This is a genomic window from Amycolatopsis sacchari (genome assembly GCF_900114035.1).
GTDB classification, from domain to species: Bacteria; Actinomycetota; Actinomycetes; order Mycobacteriales; family Pseudonocardiaceae; genus Amycolatopsis_E; species Amycolatopsis_E sacchari.
In genome coordinates this window covers 269,628-291,860 of the sequence record NZ_FORP01000006.1, presented here as the reverse complement: position 1 = coordinate 291,860, position 22,233 = coordinate 269,628, and the positions used below count along the sequence as shown (strand labels likewise).

At 71.2% G+C, this 22,233-nt stretch carries 17 protein-coding genes and 1 pseudogene; 10 read left to right on the top strand and 8 right to left on the bottom strand.

Annotated elements, in window-relative coordinates; translation table 11 throughout:
* Window positions 1-24: 24 nt before the first annotated feature.
* On the bottom strand, window positions 25-1,443 hold the full coding sequence (locus BMZ92_RS13560; RefSeq protein WP_177228674.1) for a M20/M25/M40 family metallo-hydrolase: 1,419 nt from the start codon (window positions 1,441-1,443) through the stop codon (window positions 25-27).
* Between the two features lie 367 nt (window positions 1,444-1,810).
* Between BMZ92_RS13560 and pdhA the strand changes: the two genes are divergently transcribed.
* The 7 genes from pdhA (at window position 1,811) to BMZ92_RS13525 (ending at window position 9,881) form a co-directional block, all read left to right on the top strand.
* A complete protein-coding gene (pdhA, locus tag BMZ92_RS13555) occupies window positions 1,811-3,019 on the top strand; it encodes a pyruvate dehydrogenase (acetyl-transferring) E1 component subunit alpha (RefSeq protein WP_091506884.1) in 1,209 nt (402 codons plus the stop codon).
* On the top strand, window positions 3,019-4,047 hold the full coding sequence (locus tag BMZ92_RS13550) for an alpha-ketoacid dehydrogenase subunit beta (RefSeq protein ID WP_091506881.1): 1,029 nt from the start codon (window positions 3,019-3,021) through the stop codon (window positions 4,045-4,047). Before pdhA ends, BMZ92_RS13550 begins: the two co-directional genes overlap by 1 nt.
* Before the next feature lie 3 nt (window positions 4,048-4,050).
* Window positions 4,051-5,307, top strand: coding sequence for a dihydrolipoamide acetyltransferase family protein (locus BMZ92_RS13545; RefSeq protein WP_091506879.1), 1,257 nt, complete (start codon window positions 4,051-4,053; stop codon window positions 5,305-5,307).
* A 110-nt stretch (window positions 5,308-5,417) separates the two neighbouring features.
* Entirely contained in the window at window positions 5,418-5,966 is a 549-nt protein-coding gene (locus BMZ92_RS13540; RefSeq protein ID WP_091507092.1) for a TetR/AcrR family transcriptional regulator, read from the top strand.
* Entirely contained in the window at window positions 5,966-7,924 is a 1,959-nt protein-coding gene (locus BMZ92_RS13535) for an ABC transporter ATP-binding protein (RefSeq protein WP_177228673.1), read from the top strand. The genes BMZ92_RS13540 and BMZ92_RS13535 overlap by 1 nt, the downstream gene beginning before the upstream one ends.
* A gap of 34 nt (window positions 7,925-7,958) precedes the next feature.
* The gene (locus BMZ92_RS13530) at window positions 7,959-8,756 is read left to right on the top strand and encodes a DUF72 domain-containing protein (RefSeq protein ID WP_218153457.1); all 798 of its coding nucleotides are present in this window, start codon (window positions 7,959-7,961) and stop codon (window positions 8,754-8,756) included.
* A gap of 66 nt (window positions 8,757-8,822) precedes the next feature.
* A complete protein-coding gene (locus BMZ92_RS13525; protein ID WP_091506875.1) occupies window positions 8,823-9,881 on the top strand; it encodes a flagellar basal body-associated FliL family protein in 1,059 nt (352 codons plus the stop codon).
* On the opposite strand, the gene BMZ92_RS13520 is transcribed toward BMZ92_RS13525, so the two are convergent.
* From BMZ92_RS13520 to BMZ92_RS13510, 3 genes are all read right to left on the bottom strand, one after another.
* Entirely contained in the window at window positions 9,823-10,926 is a 1,104-nt protein-coding gene (locus tag BMZ92_RS13520; RefSeq protein ID WP_245783035.1) for an acyltransferase family protein, read from the bottom strand. The two genes, BMZ92_RS13525 and BMZ92_RS13520, sit on opposite strands and share 59 nt — an antisense overlap.
* 115 nt (window positions 10,927-11,041) lie before the next feature.
* Complete coding sequence (locus BMZ92_RS13515; protein ID WP_091506871.1) at window positions 11,042-12,175, bottom strand: acyltransferase family protein; 1,134 nt, start codon at window positions 12,173-12,175, stop codon at window positions 11,042-11,044.
* A gap of 54 nt (window positions 12,176-12,229) precedes the next feature.
* Complete coding sequence (locus BMZ92_RS13510; RefSeq protein WP_091506868.1) at window positions 12,230-15,397, bottom strand: glycosyltransferase; 3,168 nt, start codon at window positions 15,395-15,397, stop codon at window positions 12,230-12,232.
* Between the two features lie 59 nt (window positions 15,398-15,456).
* On the opposite strand from BMZ92_RS13510, the gene BMZ92_RS13505 reads away from it, so the two are divergent.
* Both BMZ92_RS13505 and BMZ92_RS13500 read left to right on the top strand, forming a co-directional pair.
* Window positions 15,457-16,773: an alginate O-acetyltransferase AlgX-related protein gene (locus BMZ92_RS13505; RefSeq protein ID WP_091506866.1), complete on the top strand. Its 1,317-nt coding sequence runs from the start codon at window positions 15,457-15,459 to the stop codon at window positions 16,771-16,773.
* 116 nt (window positions 16,774-16,889) lie between these two features.
* A complete protein-coding gene (locus BMZ92_RS13500; protein WP_091506863.1) occupies window positions 16,890-18,089 on the top strand; it encodes a flagellar basal body-associated protein FliL in 1,200 nt (399 codons plus the stop codon).
* Window positions 18,090-18,092: 3 nt separating this feature from the next.
* On the opposite strand, the gene BMZ92_RS13495 is transcribed toward BMZ92_RS13500, so the two are convergent.
* From BMZ92_RS13495 to BMZ92_RS13485, 3 genes are all read right to left on the bottom strand, one after another.
* Window positions 18,093-18,758 carry a response regulator gene (locus tag BMZ92_RS13495; protein ID WP_091506862.1) on the bottom strand — a complete coding sequence of 222 codons (666 nt, stop codon included), beginning with the start codon at window positions 18,756-18,758 and terminating at the stop codon, window positions 18,093-18,095.
* Window positions 18,755-19,813, bottom strand: coding sequence for a sensor histidine kinase (locus tag BMZ92_RS13490; protein ID WP_091507088.1), 1,059 nt, complete (start codon window positions 19,811-19,813; stop codon window positions 18,755-18,757). The genes BMZ92_RS13495 and BMZ92_RS13490 overlap by 4 nt, the downstream gene beginning before the upstream one ends.
* Window positions 19,814-19,924: 111 nt before the next feature.
* Entirely contained in the window at window positions 19,925-20,152 is a 228-nt protein-coding gene (locus BMZ92_RS13485; protein WP_177228685.1) for an MmyB family transcriptional regulator, read from the bottom strand.
* Between the two features lie 92 nt (window positions 20,153-20,244).
* On the opposite strand from BMZ92_RS13485, the gene BMZ92_RS13480 reads away from it, so the two are divergent.
* Window positions 20,245-21,492, top strand: a complete 1,248-nt coding sequence (locus BMZ92_RS13480; RefSeq protein ID WP_091506859.1) for an IS256 family transposase — start codon at window positions 20,245-20,247, stop codon at window positions 21,490-21,492.
* 54 nt (window positions 21,493-21,546) lie between these two features.
* Here BMZ92_RS13480 and BMZ92_RS13475 read toward each other — a convergent pair.
* Window positions 21,547-22,203, bottom strand: a pseudogene (locus tag BMZ92_RS13475) (helix-turn-helix transcriptional regulator); the annotation flags it as partial.
* Window positions 22,204-22,233 lie beyond the last annotated feature (30 nt).

Here is a 22,233-nt window from a genome sequence, read left to right as displayed (position 1 = left end):
TAACACGCGCTTAACGCGTGCCGGTCAGCCCCGGGCGTGGGCGGCCAGGGTGTGCGCGACCGTCTCCGTGATCCGGCGGGCCTGGCCGAGGTGCAGCCACTCGTCCGGGACGTGGGCGTTGGAGTCGGGGCCGAGCGCGCCCGTGACGAGGAACTGCGCCTCCGGGTACTTCTCCGCGAGCAGGCCCATGAACGGGATCGACCCGCCGAGGCCGACCGCGCGCCACGGGGCGCCGAAGACCTCCGTGCTCACCTTCTCCAGCGTCTCCGCCAGCCACGGCGCCGGGTCGGGCGCGTTCCAGCCGTCCGCGTGCTCCACGCCCGCGAGCTCGACCTGTGCGCCGTAGGGCACGTCCGTCGTCAGCGCCTTCTCGATCGCGTTCAGCGCGGCCGCCGAGTCGGCCGTCGGTGGCAGGCGGAAGCTCAGCGCGAGGGTCGTCGCGTCACGCAGGACGTTGCCCGCGTTCGCCGGCTCCGGGAAGCCGGAGGCGCCGATGACGGACAGCGTGGGGCGCCAGCTGTTGTTCAGCAGCAGCTCGGCCTCGTCGTCCGAGACCGGGCGCATGCCCTCGACCAGGGGGAACGCCTTGCTCATCGCGTCGGGCGCCACCGACGCCGTCGCCCGCGTCTCCTCAAGGCGGTTCGCGGGGATGCGCACGTTCAGCTCGGGCAGCTTGATCTCGCCGGTCCCGGCGTCCTCGATGCGGTCCAGCAGCTGCCGCAGGATGCGGAACGAGCTGGGCACGATCCCGCTCGCGAGCCCGGAGTGCTGCGCGGACTTGAGCACCCGCACCGTCACGTGCACCTGCGCGAGCCCGCGCAGGCTCGTCGTCAGCCACAGGCGCTCGTAGTCGTTGCCGCCCGAGTCGAGGCAGACGACCAGCGAAACCGCGCCGAGCCGCGCCGACAGGTGGTCCAGGTACGCCGGCAGGTCCGGGCTGCCGGACTCCTCACCGGTCTCCAGCAGGATCACCGACCTGGCGTGCTGCCCGCCTGCCGCGTGCACGGCTTCGAGCGCCGTCGTGGCCGCGTACGCCGCGTACCCGTCGTCCGCCGAACCGCGGCCGAACAGCTTCTCGCCCCGCACGACCGGCTGCCACGGGCCCAGCCCCTCCGACCAGCCGCCGACTGGGGGCTGCTTGTCGAGGTGGCCGTACAGCAGCACCGTGCCGCGGTCCTCCGCTCCCGGCGTCGCGGGCACGTCGACGAACAGGAGCGGGCTGCGTCCCTCCAGCCGCACGACGTCCAGCGTGGCACCGGGCAGCCCGCGCCCCGCGATCCAGCCGCGCACGTGCTCGACGGCCGCCTGGAGGTGGCCGTTGGCCGCCCAGTCGGCATCGAACGCCTGGGACAGCGCCGGGATCCGCACCAGCCCGGACAGGCTCGGCACGACCTCGCTCTCCCACAGCCGGGACACGGTCTCACGCACGGTTGTCTGCTCCACGCGGCCATTCTGCCAGCGGAGATCGCTTGTGGCGCAGCTCACAACCGCTTCCGGTACCGCAGCACCCCGCGCCGGCCGCGGCGGGCACCCGTGGTCAACAAGCTGCTCACAGCCGGTCCGCAAGACCGACTTTCGGCGCCCCCATCGTCGGTAGTCCTAGCGTTTCCCCAGCTCACTCCCGGTTTTCCGGCAACGAATCAGTCGCCGGGACTGAACTTTCACCCCACGTTCGTGTCAGGATGACCGCGTAAGCCGTCACGGCCGACGGCTGCCCGAGCGCTTCGGACCCGAATGCGCAGGTGGTCGCCGGCGCCGCCGACGAGGCCGCCAAAAGTGGCTTCCCGGCACGACACGGAGGAGAACGCGCATGCCGTCCCCTGAGCAGTGGACGCACCCGGAGCCCGGCGAAGGACCGGCCGCACAGGCCGCTCAACCGTCCCCGGAGCAGGTGATCGCGGGTTTGCGAGCAACGAGTGAAGGTGGCGCTGAGCTGACGCAGCTGCTCACGCCCGAAGGTGAACGGGTCGCCTCGCCCCAGTTCGACCGCTATGTCGAGGACGTCGACGGCGAAGCACTGCGCGGGCTCTACCGCGACATGGTGCTGGTGCGCCGCGCCGACCGCGAGGCCAACGCGATGCAGCGCCAGGGCCAGCTGGGCATCTGGGTCCCGCTGCTGGGCCAGGAGGCGGCGCAGGTCGGCTCCGGCAGAGCGCTGAAGCCGCAGGACATGGCGTTCCCCAGCTACCGCGAGCACGGGGTCGCGTACGCGCGCGGGGTCGACTTCCGCGAGCTGATGGGCATCTTCCGCTGCACCGACCACGGCGGCTGGGACTTCCAGGCCAAGCGCTTCCACCCGTACACGATCGTCATCGGCAACCAGGTGCTGAACGCGACCGGGTACGCGATGGGCCAGAAGTTCGAGGGCAAAGTAGGAGATGACGACGGTGAGGCCACCATCGTCTACTTCGGTGACGGAGCCACGTCGCAGGGAGATGTGCACGAGGGCTTCGTGTGGTCCGCGGTGTACGACGCGCCGCTGGTGTTCTTCTGCCAGAACAACCAGTGGGCCATCTCCGAGCCGACGGAACGCCAGTCGCGCCTGCCGCTGTACCAGCGCGCCCGCGGCTACGGTTTCCCCGGCATCCGCGTCGACGGCAACGACGTGCTGGCCTGCCTCGCGGTCACGCGCTGGGCGCTCGACGAGTGCCGCCACGGCAACGGCCCGGTGCTGATCGAGGCCTTCACCTACCGCATGGACGCGCACACCACGACCGACGACCCGACGCGCTACCGGCTCTCCGACGAGCTGGAGGCGTGGAAGCTCAAGGACCCGATCGAGCGCGTGCGCGCGCACCTCGCCCGCAACGGGCACGCCGACCAGTCGTTCTTCGACTCGATCCAGGCCGAGGCCGACGCGTTCGCCGCGGACCTGCGCGAGTTCACGTTCAACATGCCGGAACCGCCGCCGGAGCGGGTGTTCGCGAACGTCTACGCCGAACCCTCCCCCGTGCTGGACGCCCAGCGCGAGGAGTACCTGTCCTACCTCGACGGTTTCGCGACGGCGGGTGAGCGCTGATGACCGCCCCAGCGAAGTCCACAGTGGACGGTACGCCCGACGCCATGCAGAAGCTGACGATCGGGAAGGCGCTGAACCTCGGTCTCCGCGCCGCGATGGAGAAAGACGACAAGGTCATCATCCTCGGGGAGGACGTCGGCAAGCTCGGCGGCGTCTTCCGGATCACCGACGGGCTGCAGAAGGACTTCGGGGAGCAGCGCGTGCTCGACACGCCGCTCGCGGAGTCCGGCATCATCGGCACCGCGGTCGGGCTCGCCGTGCGCGGGTTCCGGCCAGTGTGCGAGATCCAGTTCGAGGGGTTCATCTTCCCCGGGTTCGACCAGATCTCCAGCCAGCTCGCCAAACTGCACTACCGCTCGCAGGGCCGGATCAAGGTGCCGGTGGTCGTGCGCGTGCCGTTCGGCGGCGGGATCGGTGCCGTCGAGCACCACTCGGAGTCGCCGGAGTCGCTGTTCGCGCACATCGCGGGGCTCAAGGTGGTCTCGTGCTCGAACCCGGCCGACGCGTACTGGATGATCCAGCAGGCGATCGCGTGTGACGACCCGGTGCTGTTCTTCGAGCCGAAGCGGCTGTACCACAACGGCCAGGTGAAGTCCGAAGTGGACACTGCCACGCCGCCGGGGCCGCTGTTCGCCTCGCGCGTGCTGCGGCAGGGCACCGACGCGACGCTCGTCTCGTACGGCCCGTCGGTGAAGGTGTGTCTGGACGCGGCGGCCGCCGCCGAGGACGAGGGCCGTTCCCTGGAGGTCATCGACCTGCGCACGCTCTCGCCGCTGGACCTCGGTCCGGTGTTCGAGTCCGTGCGGCGGACGGGGCGGCTCGTCGTCGTCAGCGAGGCGCCGTCGGAGTCCTCGATCGCCTCGGAGATCGCCGCGCGCGTGCAGCAGGAGTGCTTCTACTCGCTGGAGTCGCCGGTGCTGCGGGCGACCGGGTTCGACACCCCGTACCCACCGTCCAAACTGGAGGAACACTACCTCCCGGACCTGGACAGGGTGCTGCACACCGTCGACCGCGCGATGGGGTGGTGAGGGGTGCCGGAGTTCAAGCAGTTCCTGCTCGCCGACACCGCCGAAGGCCTCACCGAAGCCGAGATCCTCAGCGTCCGCGTCCAGCCGGGCGACGAGGTGACGGTGAACCAGGTCGTGTGCGAGGTGGAGACCGCGAAGGCCGCCGTCGAGCTGCCGATCCCGTGGGCGGGCAAGGTCACCGAGATCCTGGTCGAACCCGGGCAGACCGTGGAGGTCGGCGCGCCGATCCTCACCGTGGACGTCGATCCCGCGGGGGGTGCGTCCGTCAACGGCTCCGCGCCCGCGGCCGAGGAGGAGATGAAGCCCCTCGTCGGGTACGGCTCGAAGACGGTCACGACCAAACGGCGCGCTCGTCGTGAAGTCACCCCGGAGGCCCCTGTGACCAAGGGGGGCTATGTGCCACTGGCGAAACCGCCGGTGCGCAAGCTCGCCAAGGAGCTGGGTGTCGACCTGAGGGCACTGGCCACCTCGGTGGACGGCGTGATCACGCGGGAGGACGTCCAGCGAGCGGCCGCACCCGCTGCGCCCACGGCGCCCGCCGCGGCTCCGGTGTCCTCCGGTGCCCGTGAACGGCGAGTGCCGATCAAGGGCGTCCGCAAGGCCACCGCGCAGGCGATGGTCAGCAGCGCGTTCACCGCGCCGCACGTCACGGAGTTCCTGACCGTCGACGTCACGCCGATGATGGAGCTGCGGGAGAAGCTGAAGAAGCACCCGTCGTTCGCGGGCGTGAAGCTGACCCCGCTGGCGTTCGCGGCGAAGGCGGTCTGCCTCGCGGTGAAGCGGACGCCGGACGTCAACGCGTCGTGGGACGAGGCGGCCGGCGAGATCGTCTACAAGGACTACGTGCACCTCGGGATCGCCGCGGCGACTCCGCGCGGGCTCGTGGTCCCGAAGATCCGCGACGCCGACGCGATGTCGCTGGCGGAGCTGGCGGCCGCGCTCGAACAGCTGACCACGACCGCCCGTGAGGGCAAGACGCCGCCGGCGGACATGCTCGGCGGCACCATCACGATCACCAACGTGGGCGTGTTCGGCGTGGACACCGGGACGCCGATCATCAACCCCGGCGAGTCCGCGATCCTGGCCTTCGGCGCGATCAAGGACATGCCGTGGGTCGTGGACGGGCAGCTCGCCGTCCGGAAGGTGCTGCAGCTCGCGCTGAGCTTCGACCACCGGCTGGTCGACGGGCAGCAGGGTTCGCAGTTCCTCGCCGACGTCGGCGCGATACTGGCCGACCCGGCGATGGCCATCACGTACTGACGCGGAAACCGGCCCTGCCCTGGGCCGGTTTCCGTTTGTCCAGTTGACGGAGTGAGCACTCACTCCGCACACTGGGTCGCATGACCGAGGCCAAACGACGGGCGCCGGGGATGCGCCCCGAAGAGCGCCGGAAGATGATCGTGCAGGCCGTGCTCCCGTTGATCGCGGAACACGGCGCCGCCGTCACCACGGCGCAGATCGCGCGTGCGGCCGGGATCGGCGAGGGCACCATCTTCCGCGCGTTCAAGGACAAGGACGAACTGGTCGACGCGTGCCTGCAGGAGGCGCTCCGGCCGGACGGGATGCTGGAGCTGATCGCGGAGATCCCGCTCGACCAGCCGCTGGCGCAACGGCTCGCCGAAGCCGCCGACGTGCTCTCCGCGCACCTCGAGCGGATGGGGGCGATCTCGGGGGCACTGCACGGATCCGGCAGGCACCACCGGGGGCGCCGGGGCGACCGGCAGGAGTCGTTCGCCAGGATGCGCGAGGCGATCGCGGAGCTGTTCGAACCCGAGCGCGGGCAGCTGCGGCTGCCACCGGAGCAGCTCGGCCGCCTCTTCCTGTCGCTGCTGTTCATCCGCGCTCGCGACGAGCAGCACGCCGTGGGTGTCGACGAACTGGTCGACGTGTTCCTGCACGGGGCGGTGACCGCCAAGTGATGCACGGTGGCGGGCCGCCGATCGGGCTGAGACGGCGGCTGCGGCGGGCCGCCAGCATGGTGCCGGACAGCGGGCTGACCGGCCCGATCGAGATCCCCGACCCCGAACCGAGCGACGAGCCGAAGGACCTCCGCGCGCGGCTGCACCGCCTGCGGACCTCCGCGTCGGGCACCGTGCGCGGGCTGCCGAAGGTGCTCCGGCTGACGTGGCAGGCCAGCCCGGTGCTGACGGTGCTCATCGCACTGTCCACAGTGGTCAGCGGCGTGCTGCCGACGCTGACCGCGTACGTGGCGAAGCTGTTGTTGGACGCAGTGGTCGCCGCGGTGCAGGGCCACGGCTCGACCGCCCGCATCGTCGAAATCGCGGTGTTCGAGCTGGGCATCTTCACGTTCACGGCGGTCAGCACGGCGCTGACGAACGTCGCGCAGCAACTGCTGCAGGAACGCATGACGCTGACGATCCGGCACCAGGTGATGTCGCACGCGGCGAAGCTGGACCTGGCGTTCTTCGAGGGCTCGGAGTCCTACGACCTGCTGCGCCAGGCCTCGCAGGAGGCTCCGTCGCGGCCGCTGTCGATGCTGACCTCCGCACTGGGCCTGGTCCGCACGGCGATCACGTTCGCCAGCATGATCGCGTTGCTGGTGTCGGTGAGCCCGCTGCTGGCGCTCGTCGCGCTGCTGGCACCGATCCCGGCGTTCATCTCGCAGTCGAAGTACGGCTCGCGGGCGTTCCTGCTGGCGCTGTACGTGTCCCCGATCCGGCGGCGGATGGACTACCTGAACTCGCTGGTCACCACGGACACCTACGCCAAGGAGACGAAGCTCTTCGGGCTCGGGCCGTACCTGGTCGACCGCTTCCGGCGGCTCGGGCAGGCGTACTACGCCCGCGAGCGGAAGCTGACGACGAAGCGGAACCTCGTCGGGACCGCGTGGAGCCTGCTGTCGACGGCGGCGGGTTCGGGCATCGCGTTGTACATCGCGCTGGAGGCGGTGCACGGGCGGCTCACGATCGGCGACCTGGCGCTGTACACGAGCGCGGCGACGGCGGTCCAGACCGCGGTGTCGGGGCTGTTCACCGGGTTCGCCGGGATGTACGAGAACAACCTGTACCTCGACACGCTCTACCAGATCCTCGGCACGACGCCGAGGATCACCGCACCCCCGAAACCGCGGCCGCTGCCGGAAACCGTGCGTGGGCACGTCGAGTTCCAGGACGTCTCGTTCACCTACCCCGGTGCAGAGGAACCGGCGCTGGACGGCGTGACCTTCGAGATCCGGCCGGGTGAGACCGTCGCGGTGGTGGGGCGCAACGGGGCCGGGAAGTCGACGCTGATCAAGCTGCTGTGCCGGCTGTACGACCCGACGGGCGGGCGGATCCTGCTCGACGGCGTGGACATCCGGGAGTTCGACCCCGACGAGCTGCGGACGCGGATCAGCGCGATGTTCCAGGACTACGTGACCTACCAGGGCACGGCGGCGGAGAACATCGGACTGGGCGAACTGTCCGCTTTGGACGATCGGACGCGCGTGGCCGTCGCCGCGGACCGCGCCGGGGTGGCGGAGCGGATCGAACGCCTGCCGAAGGGGTACGACAGCCCGCTGGGCCGGTGGTTCGACCAGGGCGTGAGCCTGTCCGGCGGCGAGTGGCAGAAGGTGGCGCTGGCGCGGGCGTTCCTGCGGGACGCCCCGATCCTGATCCTCGACGAGCCGACGTCGGCGCTGGACGCCCAGGCCGAGCACGACCTGTTCGCGCGCCTGCGGGCGCTCGCCGCGGGACGCACGACGCTGTACATCTCGCACCGGTTCTCGACGGTCCGGCAGGCGGAGAAGATCGTCCTGCTCGACCACGGGAAGCTCGCGGAACAGGGCACGCACGAGGAACTGATGCGCCTCGGCGGGGACTACGCGGACCTGTTCACGCTGCAGGCGGCGGCGTATCTGGCGGACGCGGTCGAGTAGCCTCGCGGCCATGGAGGTGCGCGTCGGCTGCGCGATGTGGACACATCCGGCGTGGCCCGGGCGAGGGCTCCGCGCGTACGCGAACCACTGCAACGCGGTGGAGGGCAACACGACGTTCTACGCGACGCCGTCCGCGAGCACCGTGGCGTCCTGGGCCGAGCAGACGCCGCCGGACTTCCGTTTTCTGTTGAAACTGCCGAAGCAGGTCACGCACGAGCGGCGGCTGCACGACGTCGCGGTGCCGGTCCGGACGTTCCTGGACGCGGTCGAGCCGCTCGGGGAGCGGGTGCACGCGCTGTGGGTGCAGCTGCCGGCGTCGTTCGGCCCGACGGAACTCGACGCGCTGGGCGCGTTCCTGCGGCGGATGCCGCGCAGCCCGGGGACGGCCGTCGAGGTCCGCCACCCCGCGTTCTTCGAGGACCCGCGTTGGGCGGCGCGGCTGGCGGAGGTGCTCGGTTCGGTCGGCGCCGAGCAGGTGCTGTTCGACACCAGCGTGTTGTTCGCCGCGCCGCCGACCAGCGCGATGGAAGAGGAGGCGTGGCAGCGGAAACCACGGCTGCCGCGCCGGTCGCACGCGCTCACCGCGAACCCGGTCGTGCGCTACATCGGCCGCGACGACGACGCGGAGACCGTGGCGGGCTGGGGGTACTGGGTGGACACGGTCGTCGGCTGGTTGCGGGAGGGCCGCTCCCCGACGGTTTTCGTGCACACGCCCGACAACGCGCACGCGCTGACGCTGGCCCGCCGCTTCCACGAAGAGGTGCGGGCCCGCGTCCCGGAGGTCGAACCACTGCCGGAGCCGCAGCCCACGGAACCGCCGACGCTGTTTTGACCGGTGAGGGCCAAGATTCACCCGGTGGCGCTAACGTTAGGCCAAAGACTGAACCTAGGAGCCCGGATGAGTTGGCAGGACGAGCTGCGCCGTCTGGACGCGGACCTGGCCGCGGGCAAGATCAGCCTGCGGGAGCACCGCAAGCAGCGCGAGGAGCTGCTCGCGGCCGCGTCCGGCGGGTTCGCGCCGTCGCCCGTCGCGTCGCCGCGCGCGCAGGAGCCGCCCCCGGCGTGGCCGACCGCCGAACCGCAGCCCGAACCGCCCGCTCCCGCCGCGCCGCCGCAGCCGGGCCGCTCGGCCGCACTGCTCGCCTCCACGGTGCCCACGAGCGCCCCCAGCCCGGCCGACTCCAGGCCGACGGACTCCATGCCGTACCCGAGGATCCACGAGGCCCCGACGGTCGTCACGCCCGCGATCCCGCACGGCACGCTGCCCGGCCTCGTGCCGCCGCACCAGCCGGGCAGGCAGGTCCCGCCGCTGCCCACCCGCCCGGAACGCACGACCGGCCGCAAGCCGACGTGGCTGTTCCTGGCGCTGGGAGTCCTACTGGTAGCGGCGATGATCGCAGGCGCGACCTGGTTCCTCGGCGAACGGAACACCAGCACGACGGCCGGGCAGGCCCCGCCCCCGCCGGTCACCAGCGCGCCGTCCACCACCCCCGAGGTGCCGGTCGACCAGCGGGTGCCCGCACTACCCGGCACTCCGGACGCGAACAACGCCACGGTGTCGGTCGAAAAGGGCGTCCAGCTCGGTCTCTACCCGACCGAGGCGGCCGGGGTGTTCGCCGACAACGGGGTGACCGAGGTGGTCTACCGCGGCTCCTCGCAGGGCGACGAGCTGTACTTCCTGCTGGTCATCCACGCCGCCGACCCGGCAAAGGCGAAGATCGTCACCTCGTACATGCAGACCGGGGCGCTCTCCGGCGGGTTCACGCCGCTGCCCGCGGACCCGACCATCACGACGGGGACGAGGTCGGGGCGGCGGATGAACGGCGCCTTCTACTCCTCGGGTTCGGAGTCAGTGGTGCTGTGGGTCTCCCAGCCCTCCGGCGGGCAGCAGAGCCAGCTCAGGCAGCATCTCGACCAGGTGCGATCGGCACTGCGAGTGGCTCTGCCACCGAGCTGAGCACCGGCTGTGCCCGCACCGCCCTGGCCGGCTTGAGGTGCCGGCGCAGCCGGAGCGTGGGCTCCTCCACGAAGCGCCACGAAAGCTGGCCCGCCAGGTACGCGGCGGGCAGCGACAGCGCCGCGAGCACCCACGGATCGCGCACCCCCGCCATGATGATCAGCTGCTGGACCAGGAAACCCCAGATCGAGATGCCGTAGCTGCCCAGGACGAAGGCGCCCGCGTCACCCAGCCGCCGCGGCCAGTGCCGCGCCATCGTGATCGCACCGTAGGCCGCCACCACCGGCAGCAGGTACCGGTTCCACGGGGTCTGGGACAGCGGGAGCCACACCACGAACAACCCCAGCGCGACCGACGGCAGGAAGGGGATCCGGTCCCGGTGGGCGTGCAGCACCATGCCGAGCACGAACGGGACCAGGAAGGACACCGTCGAGCCCAGCGGCAGACTCAGCACGGAGACGTTGCCCTGGGACTCGAAGGTCGCGCCCAGCGCGGTGTCGGCGTAGACCAGCGCGCCCAGCAGCAGGAACAGCACCAGCCGCGAAGCGCCGCGGGCGATGAGCACGCCGAACAACAGCACCAGCCCGTAACCCAGCAGCTCCATCGGCAGCGTCCACAGGGAACCGTTCGCCGAGTACGGGTAGGGGTTGCCGTCGAAGACGCCCGGCAGCCGGTGCTGCAGCAGCATGACCAGGCTGGTGCCGACGAGGTAGCGCCACGTCTGCACGTGGGTCCAGTAGTCCGCCTGGGGCCACGTCGTGACCAGCGGTCCCACGACGAACACCGTCACCGACACGACCAGCACCAGCGGGGGCAGGATCCGCAGCAGGCGGCGCGCGGTGAACCGCCACCACGACGGGTCGCGCGACCAGCTGTGCTGGATCTGGTAGCCGCTCATGGCGAACAGCGCCATCAGCCCGACGTACCCGGGTGCGACGTGCCAGGACGGCGGCAGGATCGTCGACCGGTGCGAGACGAGCAGCGCCCAGCAGTGGTCCAGGACGATCAGCAGCGCGCCCATGGTGCGCAGCCACGCGAACCCCACGTGGGGATTGGCATGGACCTTTGCGCAGGATCTCGGCATAGCTTGCCGATGCTAACCGAATGATCTCCCTCGCTGTGCCCGTTTGGGCATCAGGATCATCACAACCGGCGGTGCCTCACCGCACCGCGGTACCCACCCGGTCCGCCCTCGGCACGGGTTGCCGCACCGGCACGGGGTTCGGGGCGGGCGCCCGCAGGTGCCGCCGCAACCGCATCGTCGGCTCCTCGACCAGCCGCCAGGACAGCTGCCCCACGAGGTAGGAAGCGGGCACCGCGAGCAGCACCAGCAGCGCGACGTTCCGCACCCCGGCCATGACCAGCAGCTGCTGGATCGGGAACGCCCAGATGTAGGTCCCGTAGCTGCCGTAGACCCATGCACCCGTCCGCTCCAGCCGCCGAGGCCAGTGCAGCGCCCACGTGATCGCCCCGTAGGAGGCCGCCACGACGAGCGCGTACCGGCCGACCGGCGTCTGGTTCAGCACCACCCACAGCGCGAGCAGGACGAACGCGACGGACGGCCGGAACGGCACGCGGTCCCGGTAGGTGTGCAGGACCATCCCGACGACGAACGGCACGAGGAACGCCACCGTCGAACCGAGCGGCAGCTCCAGCAGTGAACCGCCGCCGCCGTGGTAGCCGAACGTCGCGAGGCACTGGCTGTCGGCGAAGACCATCACCGCCAGCACCACGAACAGGAAGAGCCGCGTGACACCGAGCGCGACGAGGAGCCCGACGACGAGGACGATCGCGTAACCGAGCATCTCCATCGGCAGGGTCCACAGCGCGCCGTTGGCCGACCACGGGTACGGGTTCGCGTCGAAGACGCCCGGCAGCTGGTGCTGAAGCAGGAACAGCAGCGTGGTGCCGACGAGGTAGCGCCAGGTCTGCAGGCTGGACCAGTAGTCGTGCTGCGACCAGCTGGTCACCAGCGGCCCGATGACGAACACGGTGCACGCGACCACCACGACCAGCGGCGGCAGGATCCGCAGCAGCCGTCGTGCCGAGAACCGCCACCACGAAGGGTCGCGCGACCAGCTGTCCTGGATCTGGAACCCGCTCATGGCGAAGAAACCCATCAACGCCACGTAGCCCGGCGACATGTGCCACGACGCCGGGAAGATCGTCAGCCGCTCGGGGTGGATCAGCGGGGCCGAGTGGTCGACGACGACCGTGAGCGCGCCCAGAGTTCTCAGCCACGCGAACCCGGTGTTGGGATCGGCATAGCTCTTGCTCCGGACGGCTGCTGGCATGCCGCCAGATGCTAGCGGATCCGTTCACCTTTTCGGGGGAGGAATGGTGGGAAATTACCCGAGAAGACCCTCCAGGGTCCGCCGCGCGACCTCGGGGCCGAACTGGCTCTGGATCGCGGCCTTCCCGCGCTCGGACAGCTGCAGCCAGGTCTTGTCGTCCCCGAGCAGGGTCAGCACGTGGTCCGCCAGCTCCCGCGCCGTCGCGCCGACGAGCACGCTCTCCCCGTGTTCGAGGTGCATCCCCTCGGCGGCGATCGCGGTCGCGACCACCGGAACCCCGCACGCCAGCGCCTCGCCGACCTTGCCCTTCACCCCGGCGCCGTAGCGCAGCGGTGCGACCACGACCCGCGCCTCGCGGTAGTGGGGCTCCAGCTCGGGAACCCAGCCGTGCACGAGCACGCCGTCCCCGGCGAGCGCCAGGATCTCGGGCGGCGGGTTGCTGCCGACGATGTGGGCCACCGCGTCCGGGCGGACCTCGCGGACGAGGGGCACGACCTCGCGGGCGAGCCACGTCGCCGCGTCACGGTTCGGGGTGTGGTCGAAGCTGCCGACGAAGAGGATCCCCGAACGGCCGTCCGGCACGGCTTCGGTCTCGTCCACCGCGTGCACGTTGGACAGCACCGCGACGTCCGCCTCCGGCTCCAGCTCGCGGAGCAGATCACGCTCCACTTCGGACACCGTGAGCGTGATGTCGGTGCTGCGGACCAAACCCAGCTCCATCTCACGCAGTGCACGGGAACGCTGCCGCAGCGACTTCGCCTCGTCGTCCCGGCCTTCCTCCGCCGCGAGCTCCGCCTGCCGCTCCAGGCGCAGGAAGTGCAGGTCGACCGTGTCGTAGGCGATCCGGCAGTGCGGAGCGACCCCGCGGATCTGCTCCAGCAGCTGCCACGCCACCTGCGGCCGGGACAGCAGGGCCAGGCTGAGCGCCCCACCCGCTTCACGCAGGAAGGCCTGCTGGTGCTCCTCCCCGGCGATGACGGTGACACCCCCCAGGTGCAGCGGCTTGGTGTAGCGCTCGGGCAGGGCGTGGTTCATCGGGAAGAACACCACGCGCTCGCCCAATTCGGTGAGCTGGCGCAGCAGCCTGCTCATCCGCACCGAACCGGAGTCCTCGTCCGGCCGCGGCACCTGGTGGTCGGCGACGAGCACGAACCCACCGCCGTGCCCGGCCGCGGTGCGCTGGCGGGCCAGCCACACGTTGCGCGGACTGGCTTCCGGCAGGTGTTTCGCCAGTTGTCCGGACCACTTGTCGACGAACACCTGGCGGTTGAGCTCCTGGTGCCGCTTGACACCGGAGCTCAGGTCCGTGCCGTTGGAGACGCCTTCGTGGTGCACGACCACAGAAGCGGGCTGCACCACCGTGCGGTACCCCGCCGCCCGGACGGCGAAGGCGAGGTCGGTGTCCTCGTAGTAGGCGGGCGCGTACCGCTGGTCGAAACCCCCGAGGCGGTCGAAGAGCTCGCGCCGGATCAGCAGCGCGGCGCCGGAGCAGTAGTCGACGTCGCGCACGGTGTCGAACCACGGGCGCTCCGGCTCGTTGCGGCCGTAGTTCCAGCCCGTCCCGTCCGCCCAGATGATGCCGCCGCTCTCCTGGACGCGGCCGTCCGGGTAGACGAGCTTGCTGCCCACCAGCCCGACGTCCTCGCGGTCCTCCAGCACGGACACCAGCTCGTCGAGCCAGCCCGGCCGGACTTCGGTGTCGTTGTTGAGGAACATGACCAGTTCACCGCGGGCGTGCTCGGCACCGAGGTTGCACGCGCCGATGAAGCCGAGGTTCCGCGGTGCCCGGACGAGGCGTACGCCGGGGCACGCCGCGACGCGGTCCGCCGAGTCGTCCACCGACGCGTCGTCCACGACGATCACCTCGAACGGCGTGCGGGGCCGCGAAAGTTCGATCGACTCGAGGCAGCGGCGGGTGTAGTCCCAGTGCCCGTAGACCGGGATGACCACGCTGACGATGGGCTGCTCGCTGGTCGTGACCGCCACCGGGCCGGGTTCGGGCGCCACGCCCGGCAGCACCCCTGCGGGGCGCCCGAGCGCACGCTCGTAGACGTCCCGGCGCCGCGTCCCGCGCGGGGCGTAGCGCTCGATCGAAGCGCGGTACTTGCTGATCAGCCGCTGCCCGAGCGCGGACACCTCTTCGCGCAGGCGCGCGTTTTCGGTCGACAGCTCGTGCACGGTCTGCCGGAGCCTGCCGTTGGTCTCGTCCAGCCACGACAGCCGCGCGAGGTCGTGCTCCGCCTTGCGCCGCTCGCGGTCCAGCTCCCCCGCGAGCGCGGTGTGCGCGCGACGCACCTGCCGGAGGAGTTCCTGCGCGGCGTCGCGCTCCCGCGCGGCGTCGGTGAGGTCGGCCGCCAGCTGCTCGGCCCGCGCCGACTTCGCCGCCAGGTCGGCTTCGAGCCGCTGTGCCCGCTCAGCGGCCCGGTCCGCTTCGGCGGCCGCCGCGGCCCGGCCGGCGAGAGCACGGGCGACGAGCGTCAGCTTCTCGTCGGCGAGCACGGACGTGCCGGGCACCTCGACGGGTTCGTCGGACGCTACCGCGAGGAAATAGGTGTGCGGCACGCCTTCGCGCACCCGCCAGTCGTCGGCCGACGACTGCTGCAGGGTGTGCAGGTCGGCACCCGGGCCGTCGCCGACTATCAGCGAACCCACCGCGACGTTCTGCCTCAGCATCGCCACGTGCGGGAAGGCGCTCCCGAGCAGCTCGCGGAACCCGTGCTCGTCGAGCTCGCGCACGTGGAACGGGTTCTCGTTGCCGTGGTCGTGGGTGTAGACCTCGACGTCCGGGGTGCTGCACAGGAAGACACCGCCGGGCGCCAGCAGCCTGCGGACCAGCCGCAGCACGAGGTCCTGGTGCTCGACGTGCTCGATGGCCTCGAAGCAGGTGATCACGTCGAAGGGCGCCGCGCCGGGCAGCGCGTCCACGTCCTCGATGGACCCGACGGCGAAGCTCAGCTTGTCCGACCCGTACCTGCGGCTCGCGTGCTCGACCGTGAGCGGGTCGATCTCGAGCCCGACCACGGCGGCGGCCGGTTCCGCGAGCAACGCGGCCCCGTAGCCCTCACCGCTGGCCAGGTCCAGCACCCGTTTGCCCGCCACGTAACGCAGGGCGAAGGCGTAGCGGTGGTAGTGCTCGTAGATGACCTGGTGATCGTCCGTCCACGGCACGCACCGCTCACCGGTCCACTCGATCAGGTGCTCGCCCGGGCTCCCCGCGTCCATGGGGAGCAGGTTAGCGGGAACGGCCACGCCGTCCCCGGGCGCTCGGTACCCTACGCAGCATGAAGGCAGGCCCCGGAGCGCAGGAGCAGCCGCCGGGAGGGCTGCCACCCACGCCGGAATCGTTCCTGCCCCGCGAACACAGCCTCTACCGGCCGCGGCACAGCCGCCGCCAGCGCACGGCACTCACGTGCGCGGTGGTCTTCTTCCTCGCACCGGCGCTCGCGTTCGTCGCCGGGGTGCGGCCCACGGCGTTCGAAAACCGCGCACTGCACGGCTTCCCGTCCGTGTCGGACGGCTGGGACTTCTTCACCGGGCTCTCCGGCTGGGCGACCGACCACCTCCCGCTGCGCAAGGCCGGGGTCGACGCCGCCGGGGCGATCAGCTCGGGGCTCTTCGGCGACCCCCCGCAGACCGGGCAGACGGACACGGGCGGCCCGATCGGGCTGGAACCGAAGACCAATTCCGCCCCCAAGGACACCCTGCCGCCCGGCGGCTACCCGCCGCTGGTCTACGGCTCGGACGACTGGCTCTACCTCGGCGCCGACATGAGCAACAAGTGCGTCCCGCTGCTCGCGCCGGACCAGGTCGTCGCCGCCTTCCAGCGGCTGCGGACCGCGGTCGAGTCCTCGGGCCGGCGGTTCGAGCTGATCATCGCGCCGGACAAGTCCACCGCCATGCCGGACCACCTCCCGCCGACGTACGCCGGGAAGGACTGCGCGAAGGCCGCCTCCGACCTGTTCTGGCGCAACGCGACCACGAAGCTCGGTGACATCGACGTCCGGCCGAGTCTCAAGGCCACCGCCGGCCAGGTCGGGCACCCGCTCTACGACGCGTACGACACCCACTGGACGTACGAGGGCGGGCTGACCATGACCTACGCACTCGCCGACCGGCTCTCACCGGGGATCACGTCCACGTGGGTGACCGGCAAGCGGCAGGTCAACGCGTGGCCCGCGGACCTGCCGACGCTGCTCGGAAAGTCGGAGTACCGCCAGTTGCAGACCTACACGCTGGCTCCGGACGGGAAGACCGACCGCGCCAAGTACGTGGCCAGCGATTTCCGGGCGCCGCTGCAGCTCCGGCAGGGCGACGGCGCTCCGGCGCAGGGCGTGATCGGCGGCAGGACCGCCGTGATCGCGGACTCCTTCACGCAGTTCGCGAGCCCGTTCCTCGCCGCGGCCTTCCAGGACCTGACCATCGTGCACCCGGAAACCATGGCGCAGCACACGGCGGACAACGCGGCACGATTGTTGGCCGATCGAGACGTGGTCGTGGTGGAACTCGCGGAGCGGAACGCGGTGGGTGGCGCCAGCCCCTTGCTGCGGAATTCCGTGATCGACCAGATCGCCGCGGTACTGGCGAGTCACCCCAGGTAGCGGGGACCGGGGTGAGGCCGGGGTGCACAATATGCCGTAGCCCGGGTGCGGCTACGTTCCCGTTTCAGCGGCGGGCCCGCAAGCATCGCAACATCTATCCCGAAGGGGGTGCCGGGGTGACCTGGCAGGAAGAGCTGCGCAAGCTCGACGAGGACCTGGCGAACGGCACGCTCTCGGCCGACGCCTACCGCCAGCGGCGGGACCAGATCCTGTCCGCCGCGGTCACCGCCGCCCCTCCGGAAGCCCCCTCCGCCACCGGCGAGAGCGACTCCACCCAGATCATCGAGCCGGTTTCGCCGCCGAGCGGCACCCCCCAGCCGCCGGTGCAGCAGAACCAGCCGCCGCAGCAGGCGGGCCCGGTTCCGCCGAACTCCGAGGCGACCCAGGTCGTGCCCGGCTACGACTCCTCGGCGGAGCGCACGCAGGCGGTGCCGCCGTGGCAGGGCCAGTACCAGGGCGGCGCCCACCCCGCGCAGGGGATGCAGTCCCCGCCCGCCGGGTTCCAGCAGCCGCCGGCGTGGCACGCCGGGCAGGCCGACTCGACCCCGCCGTGGGGCGGCGGCGACCTGCCGCCGATCGCTCCGCAGGGCAGCTTCGACTGGGTGTCCCAGGGCCCGGAGCAGACCGAGTCCGCCAAGTCCAAGGGCGGCAACGGGAAGAAGATCCTGTTCTCGTCGATCGCCGTGGTCGTGGTCGCCGGGCTCGCGGTCGCCGTGTGGCTGCTGTTCGGCCGTGACAACACCGAGCAGGTCAACACCGCTGACCCGGGTCAGCAGCCCCCCGCCGCGACGAGCACGAAGGCACTGCCGGAACCGCCGCCGGCCAAGCCGGAGCCGAGCAGTGACGCGGACGCGCTGATCACCGCGCCGGGCACGCCGCGCAACGGCGGCGGGGACTTCTCACTCGCCCAGCTGCAGAGCGGCAGGCTCCTGCCGGACACCGTGATCTCCGCGCTGCAGCAGGGCGGGATGGTCAGCGGCCGGCTGAACACCTCCACCCAGACGTCGTCGACGGTGGGCCTGTTCTCGCTCACCCTGCCGAGCCCGTCGGCCGCGACGACCGTCGCGAACGCGTACGCCGACACGCAGCGGAAGGGCGGGCTGTCCGCCAACCGCGACCTGGCGCTGCAGGGCGTGCCGGTGTTCAGCACGTCGGCGAAGTCGTCGCAGGCGGTGTTCCGCGCGGTCTACGTCCTGTACGACCGGGTGATCATCGTCGAGACGTTCGGCCCGGACCGGCCGGCTGTGCAGTCGCTGTTCACGTCGCTCCTGCAGGAGCAGGTCGACCACGCCCCGCCGACGCAGCGCAACTCCTGACCCTCACCGCCCCGGGGTGACCAGGCCGGACTCGTAGGCCAGTACCACCAGCTGGGCGCGGTCGCGGGCGCCGACCTTCGTCATGATGCGGCTGACGTGCGTGCGGGCCGTGGCGGTGGAGATCACCAGGTGGGCCGCGATCTCGTCGTTGGACAGGCCGCTCGCCACCAGTGCCAGCACCTCGCGTTCGCGGTCGGTGATCTGGCGGACGGCGTCGCGGTCGACGTGGCGGTTTTCGGGTCTCGTGACGAACTCGGCGATCAGCCTGCGGGTCACCGTGGGGGCCAGCAGCGACTCCCCCGCGGCCACCACGCGCAGGGCCCGCAGCAGCTCGACCGGTTCGGTGTCCTTGAGCAGGAAGCCGCTCGCGCCCGCGCGCAACGCCTCGTAGACGTACTCGTCGACGTCGAACGTGGTCAGCACCAGCACCTTCACCGCCGCCAGCTCCTCGTCCGCGGTGATGCGGCGCGTCGCCTCCAGGCCGTCCACCCCGGGCATCCGGACGTCCATCACCACGACGTCCGGGCGGTGCGCGCGCGTCAGCTCCACCGCCTCGCCGCCGTCGCTCGCTTCGCCGCACACCTCGAAGCCGTCCTCGGTCTCCAGCAGCACCCGGAAACCGGCGCGCACCAGTGCCTGGTCGTCGGCGAGCACCACGCGGATCGTCATGAGACCTCCTCGGCGGGCAGCTCCGCCCGCACCTCGAACCCACCTTCGACCGGTCCCGCGGTGACTCGGCCACCGAGCGCCGCGGCCCGTTCCGCCATGCCCCGCAGTCCGTTGCCCGCCACCGCTTCCTGCGGTGCACGGCCGTCGTCCCGCACCGCCAGCGCGAACCTGCCGTCACTGCGTCCGAAGTGGATGTCCACTCTGGACGGATCGGTCGCGTGCCGCACCACGTTCGTCAGGGACTCCTGCAGTATCCGGTACGCCGTGCCGTCGACGGGGGCGGGCAGCTCCCCCGGGGAGCCGTGCACCTCGACCCGCAGACCGGTCGCCCTGGCGCGGTCGAGCAGGTCGTCCAGCTGCCGCAGGCTCGGCGCCGGCGCGAGCCCCTGCCCCGACCGCAGCACCGCGACCGTCGCCCGCAGGTCCGCGAGCGCCGCCGCGCTCGCCTCCTTGATCGCCAGCAGTGCGGCGACCGCCTGCTCCGGCCGCCGGTCCGCGACGTGCGCCGCGACCCCGGCCTGCACGTTGATCATCGCCAGGCTGTGCGCCACGACGTCGTGCACCTCGCGCGCGATGAGCAGCCGTTCCCGTTCGGCCATCCGGGACTGGTGCTCCGCCGCGCGCTCCCGCGCCGCGTGGACGGCGGCCGCCCGGTTGCGCACCGCCGTGCCGATGCCCAGCACCGCCGCGAGCCAGACGACGAGCAGCCCCACCGGGGTGTTCGCCGCGAGCCTGCCGCCGGTGCCGAAGTACACGGCGAGCGCGGCCAGCAGCGCGGCGCCGCCGGTGATCCCGGCGACGAGCGGACCCCGGCGCCGGGTCAGGATGAACAACGCGATCGTCGGCAGCAGCAGCGCCGGGCCGTCCGGGTACGGCATGCGGTAGTAGGCCACCACCACCGACCCCGTCACGAGGAACACCGGCAGCGGGAACCGGCGCACCAGCAGCAGCGGCAGCGCCGCACCGATCAGCCACAGGTACCCGGGCAGCTCCAGCGGCTCCGAACCGGGCCGCATGCGCCCGGCCGCCGTCGTCGCGCCGAGCACGAACACCATCGGCACGAACGTCAGCAGCAGGTCACGCGCATACCCGCTCACTCGCCACACGCACAGAAAACTACGGCACCCGCGGCCGTCCGCGCGTCCGTCGAAAAGCGGCTTCCCCGGCTACGCGTTGTGCAGGCGCAGCTTGCGCTCGGTCTCGTCGTCGGCGGGCACGAACGTGGTCAGCCGCGTCTCCGAGCGGCGGCCGAACCACATGTGGGTCGAGTCGAAGCTGAGCAGCCCCGCCTCGGGGTGGCGCACCCGCTTGGTCAGGTTGCGCATCGGCTGGACGTCGTGCCGGTGCCACAGCGCCGGGTTGTGTCCGGCAGAGTGGTGTACCAGCGCCGCCAGCGAGTGCTGAGCGTGTCGTAGCCGGAGATGAGGCGGTCACCGCGTGATCCTTCACAGGACCGACCAAAGTCCACGAAGGAAGCCTTCACGCGATGACCAGTATGCAGCCTATCGACCCGAACAAGCCGTTGGCCGACCAACTCGCCGCGAGCAGTTCTGATCTGCTGCGCGACATGCTCTCGACGTTTATCCAGTCGCTGATGGGCGCCGAGGCCGACGCGGTCTGCGGCGCCGAATACGGCCAGCGCAATGCCGAGCGTCTCAACTCCCGCAACGGCTATCGCCACCGCGACTTCGACACCCGCGTTGGCACGATCGACCTCGCGATCCCGAAGCTGCGCTCGGGCAGCTACTTCCCGGACTGGCTGCTCGAGCGCCGCAAACGCGCCGAACGCGCGCTCACCAGCGTGGTCGCGACCTGCTACCTGCTCGGTGTCTCCACCCGGCGAATGGAGAAACTCGTCGAGTCCCTCGGCATCACCAGCTTGTCCAAGTCGCAGGTGTCCATGATGGCCCGCGACCTGGATGCCCAGGTCGAGGCGTTCCGCACCCGTCCGCTGGATCAGGGCCCGTACACGTTCGTCGCCGCCGATGCGCTCGTGCTCAAGGTGCGCGAGAACGGCCGCGTGGTCAACGTGCACTGCTTGATCGCCACCGGCGTCAACGCCGAGGGCTACCGCGAGATCCTCGGCATCCAGGTCACCTCCGGCGAGGACGGCGCCGGCTGGCTGGCATTCTTCCGCGACCTGCTCGCCCGCGGCCTGACCGGTGTCCAGCTGGTCACCAGCGATGCCCATGCCGGCCTCGTCGCGGCGATCGGCGCCACCCTGCCGGGGGCGTCGTGGCAGCGTTGCCGCACCCACTACACGGTCAACCTGATGTCGGTCTGCCCGAAGTCCTCCTGGCCGTGGGTGCGGACCTTGCTGCACTCGGTGTTCGACCAAGCCGACGCCGAATCCGTTGCCGCGCAATACGATCGGATGCTCGACACCCTGAGCGGGAAGCTGCCGAACGTCGCTGAGCACCTGGACACCGCCCGGGCGGATCTGCTGGCGTTCACCGCGTTCCCGAAACAGATCTGGCGCCAGATCTGGAGCAACAACCCCCAGGAACGACTGAACAAGGAGATCCGCCGCCGAACCGACGTCGTCGGCATCTTCCCCGACCGCAGCGCGATCATCCGGCTCGTCGGCGCCGTCCTCGCCGAGCAACACGACGAATGGATCGAAGGACGCCGCTACCTCAGCCTGGACGTCCTCACCCGCTCCCGCGCCACCACCACGACCGAAACCCATCCCGCCGAACAGGAGGAACCCACCCCACCAGCCCTCACCGCCTGACCCGAACCGGATCACCGGTGACCGCCCACTTACACCACGCCCAGGGACTTGACCCAGCGCCGCGAACTCCGGCGACTCGCGGTTCAGCCGTTTGACCAGCTGCTTCCAGGCCGGCTCGTCGACGTGCTCCGCCATCGAGGCCCGCAGCTGCGCGACCGAGCGGGCCTCGTTCGTCTTCCAGTCGACCATCCGCGCCTGCCAGGCGGGGTTGGTGAAGCACTGCAGGATCGAGTTGCGCTCGTCGAAGGGCACGGCACTCACGTCGAAGAGCCAGTCGTACACGCGGTTGAAGGCGAGGATGTCGGTGCGCGCGTTGTACACCGCCGCCGGGTAGGGCTCCAGCTTCTCGAGCATCGCGCGGACCGCCGGGGTCACCGCGGCGCACTCCCGCTCGTCCACCGGCTCCGGCAGCCCGGCGAGGGTGAACAGGTGCGAGCGCTCGTGCGGGTCGAGCCGCAGCGTCTTCGCGACGGCACGCAGCACCTGCTCGGAGGCGTTGATGTCGCGCCCCTGTTCCAGCCACGTGTACCAGGTCACCCCGACGCCGGCGAGGTGCGCGACCTCCTCCCGCCGCAGCCCCGGCGTGCGCCGCCTGCCGCCCACCGGCAGACCGACCTGCTCCGGGGTGATGCGCTCGCGGCGGCTGCGCAGGAAGGCCGCCAGCTCACGACGGCGGATCTCGTCGGCGGACAGGCGCACAGCGGTGGTCATGCTGCCACTGTCACACAGCCCGCAGCCGGT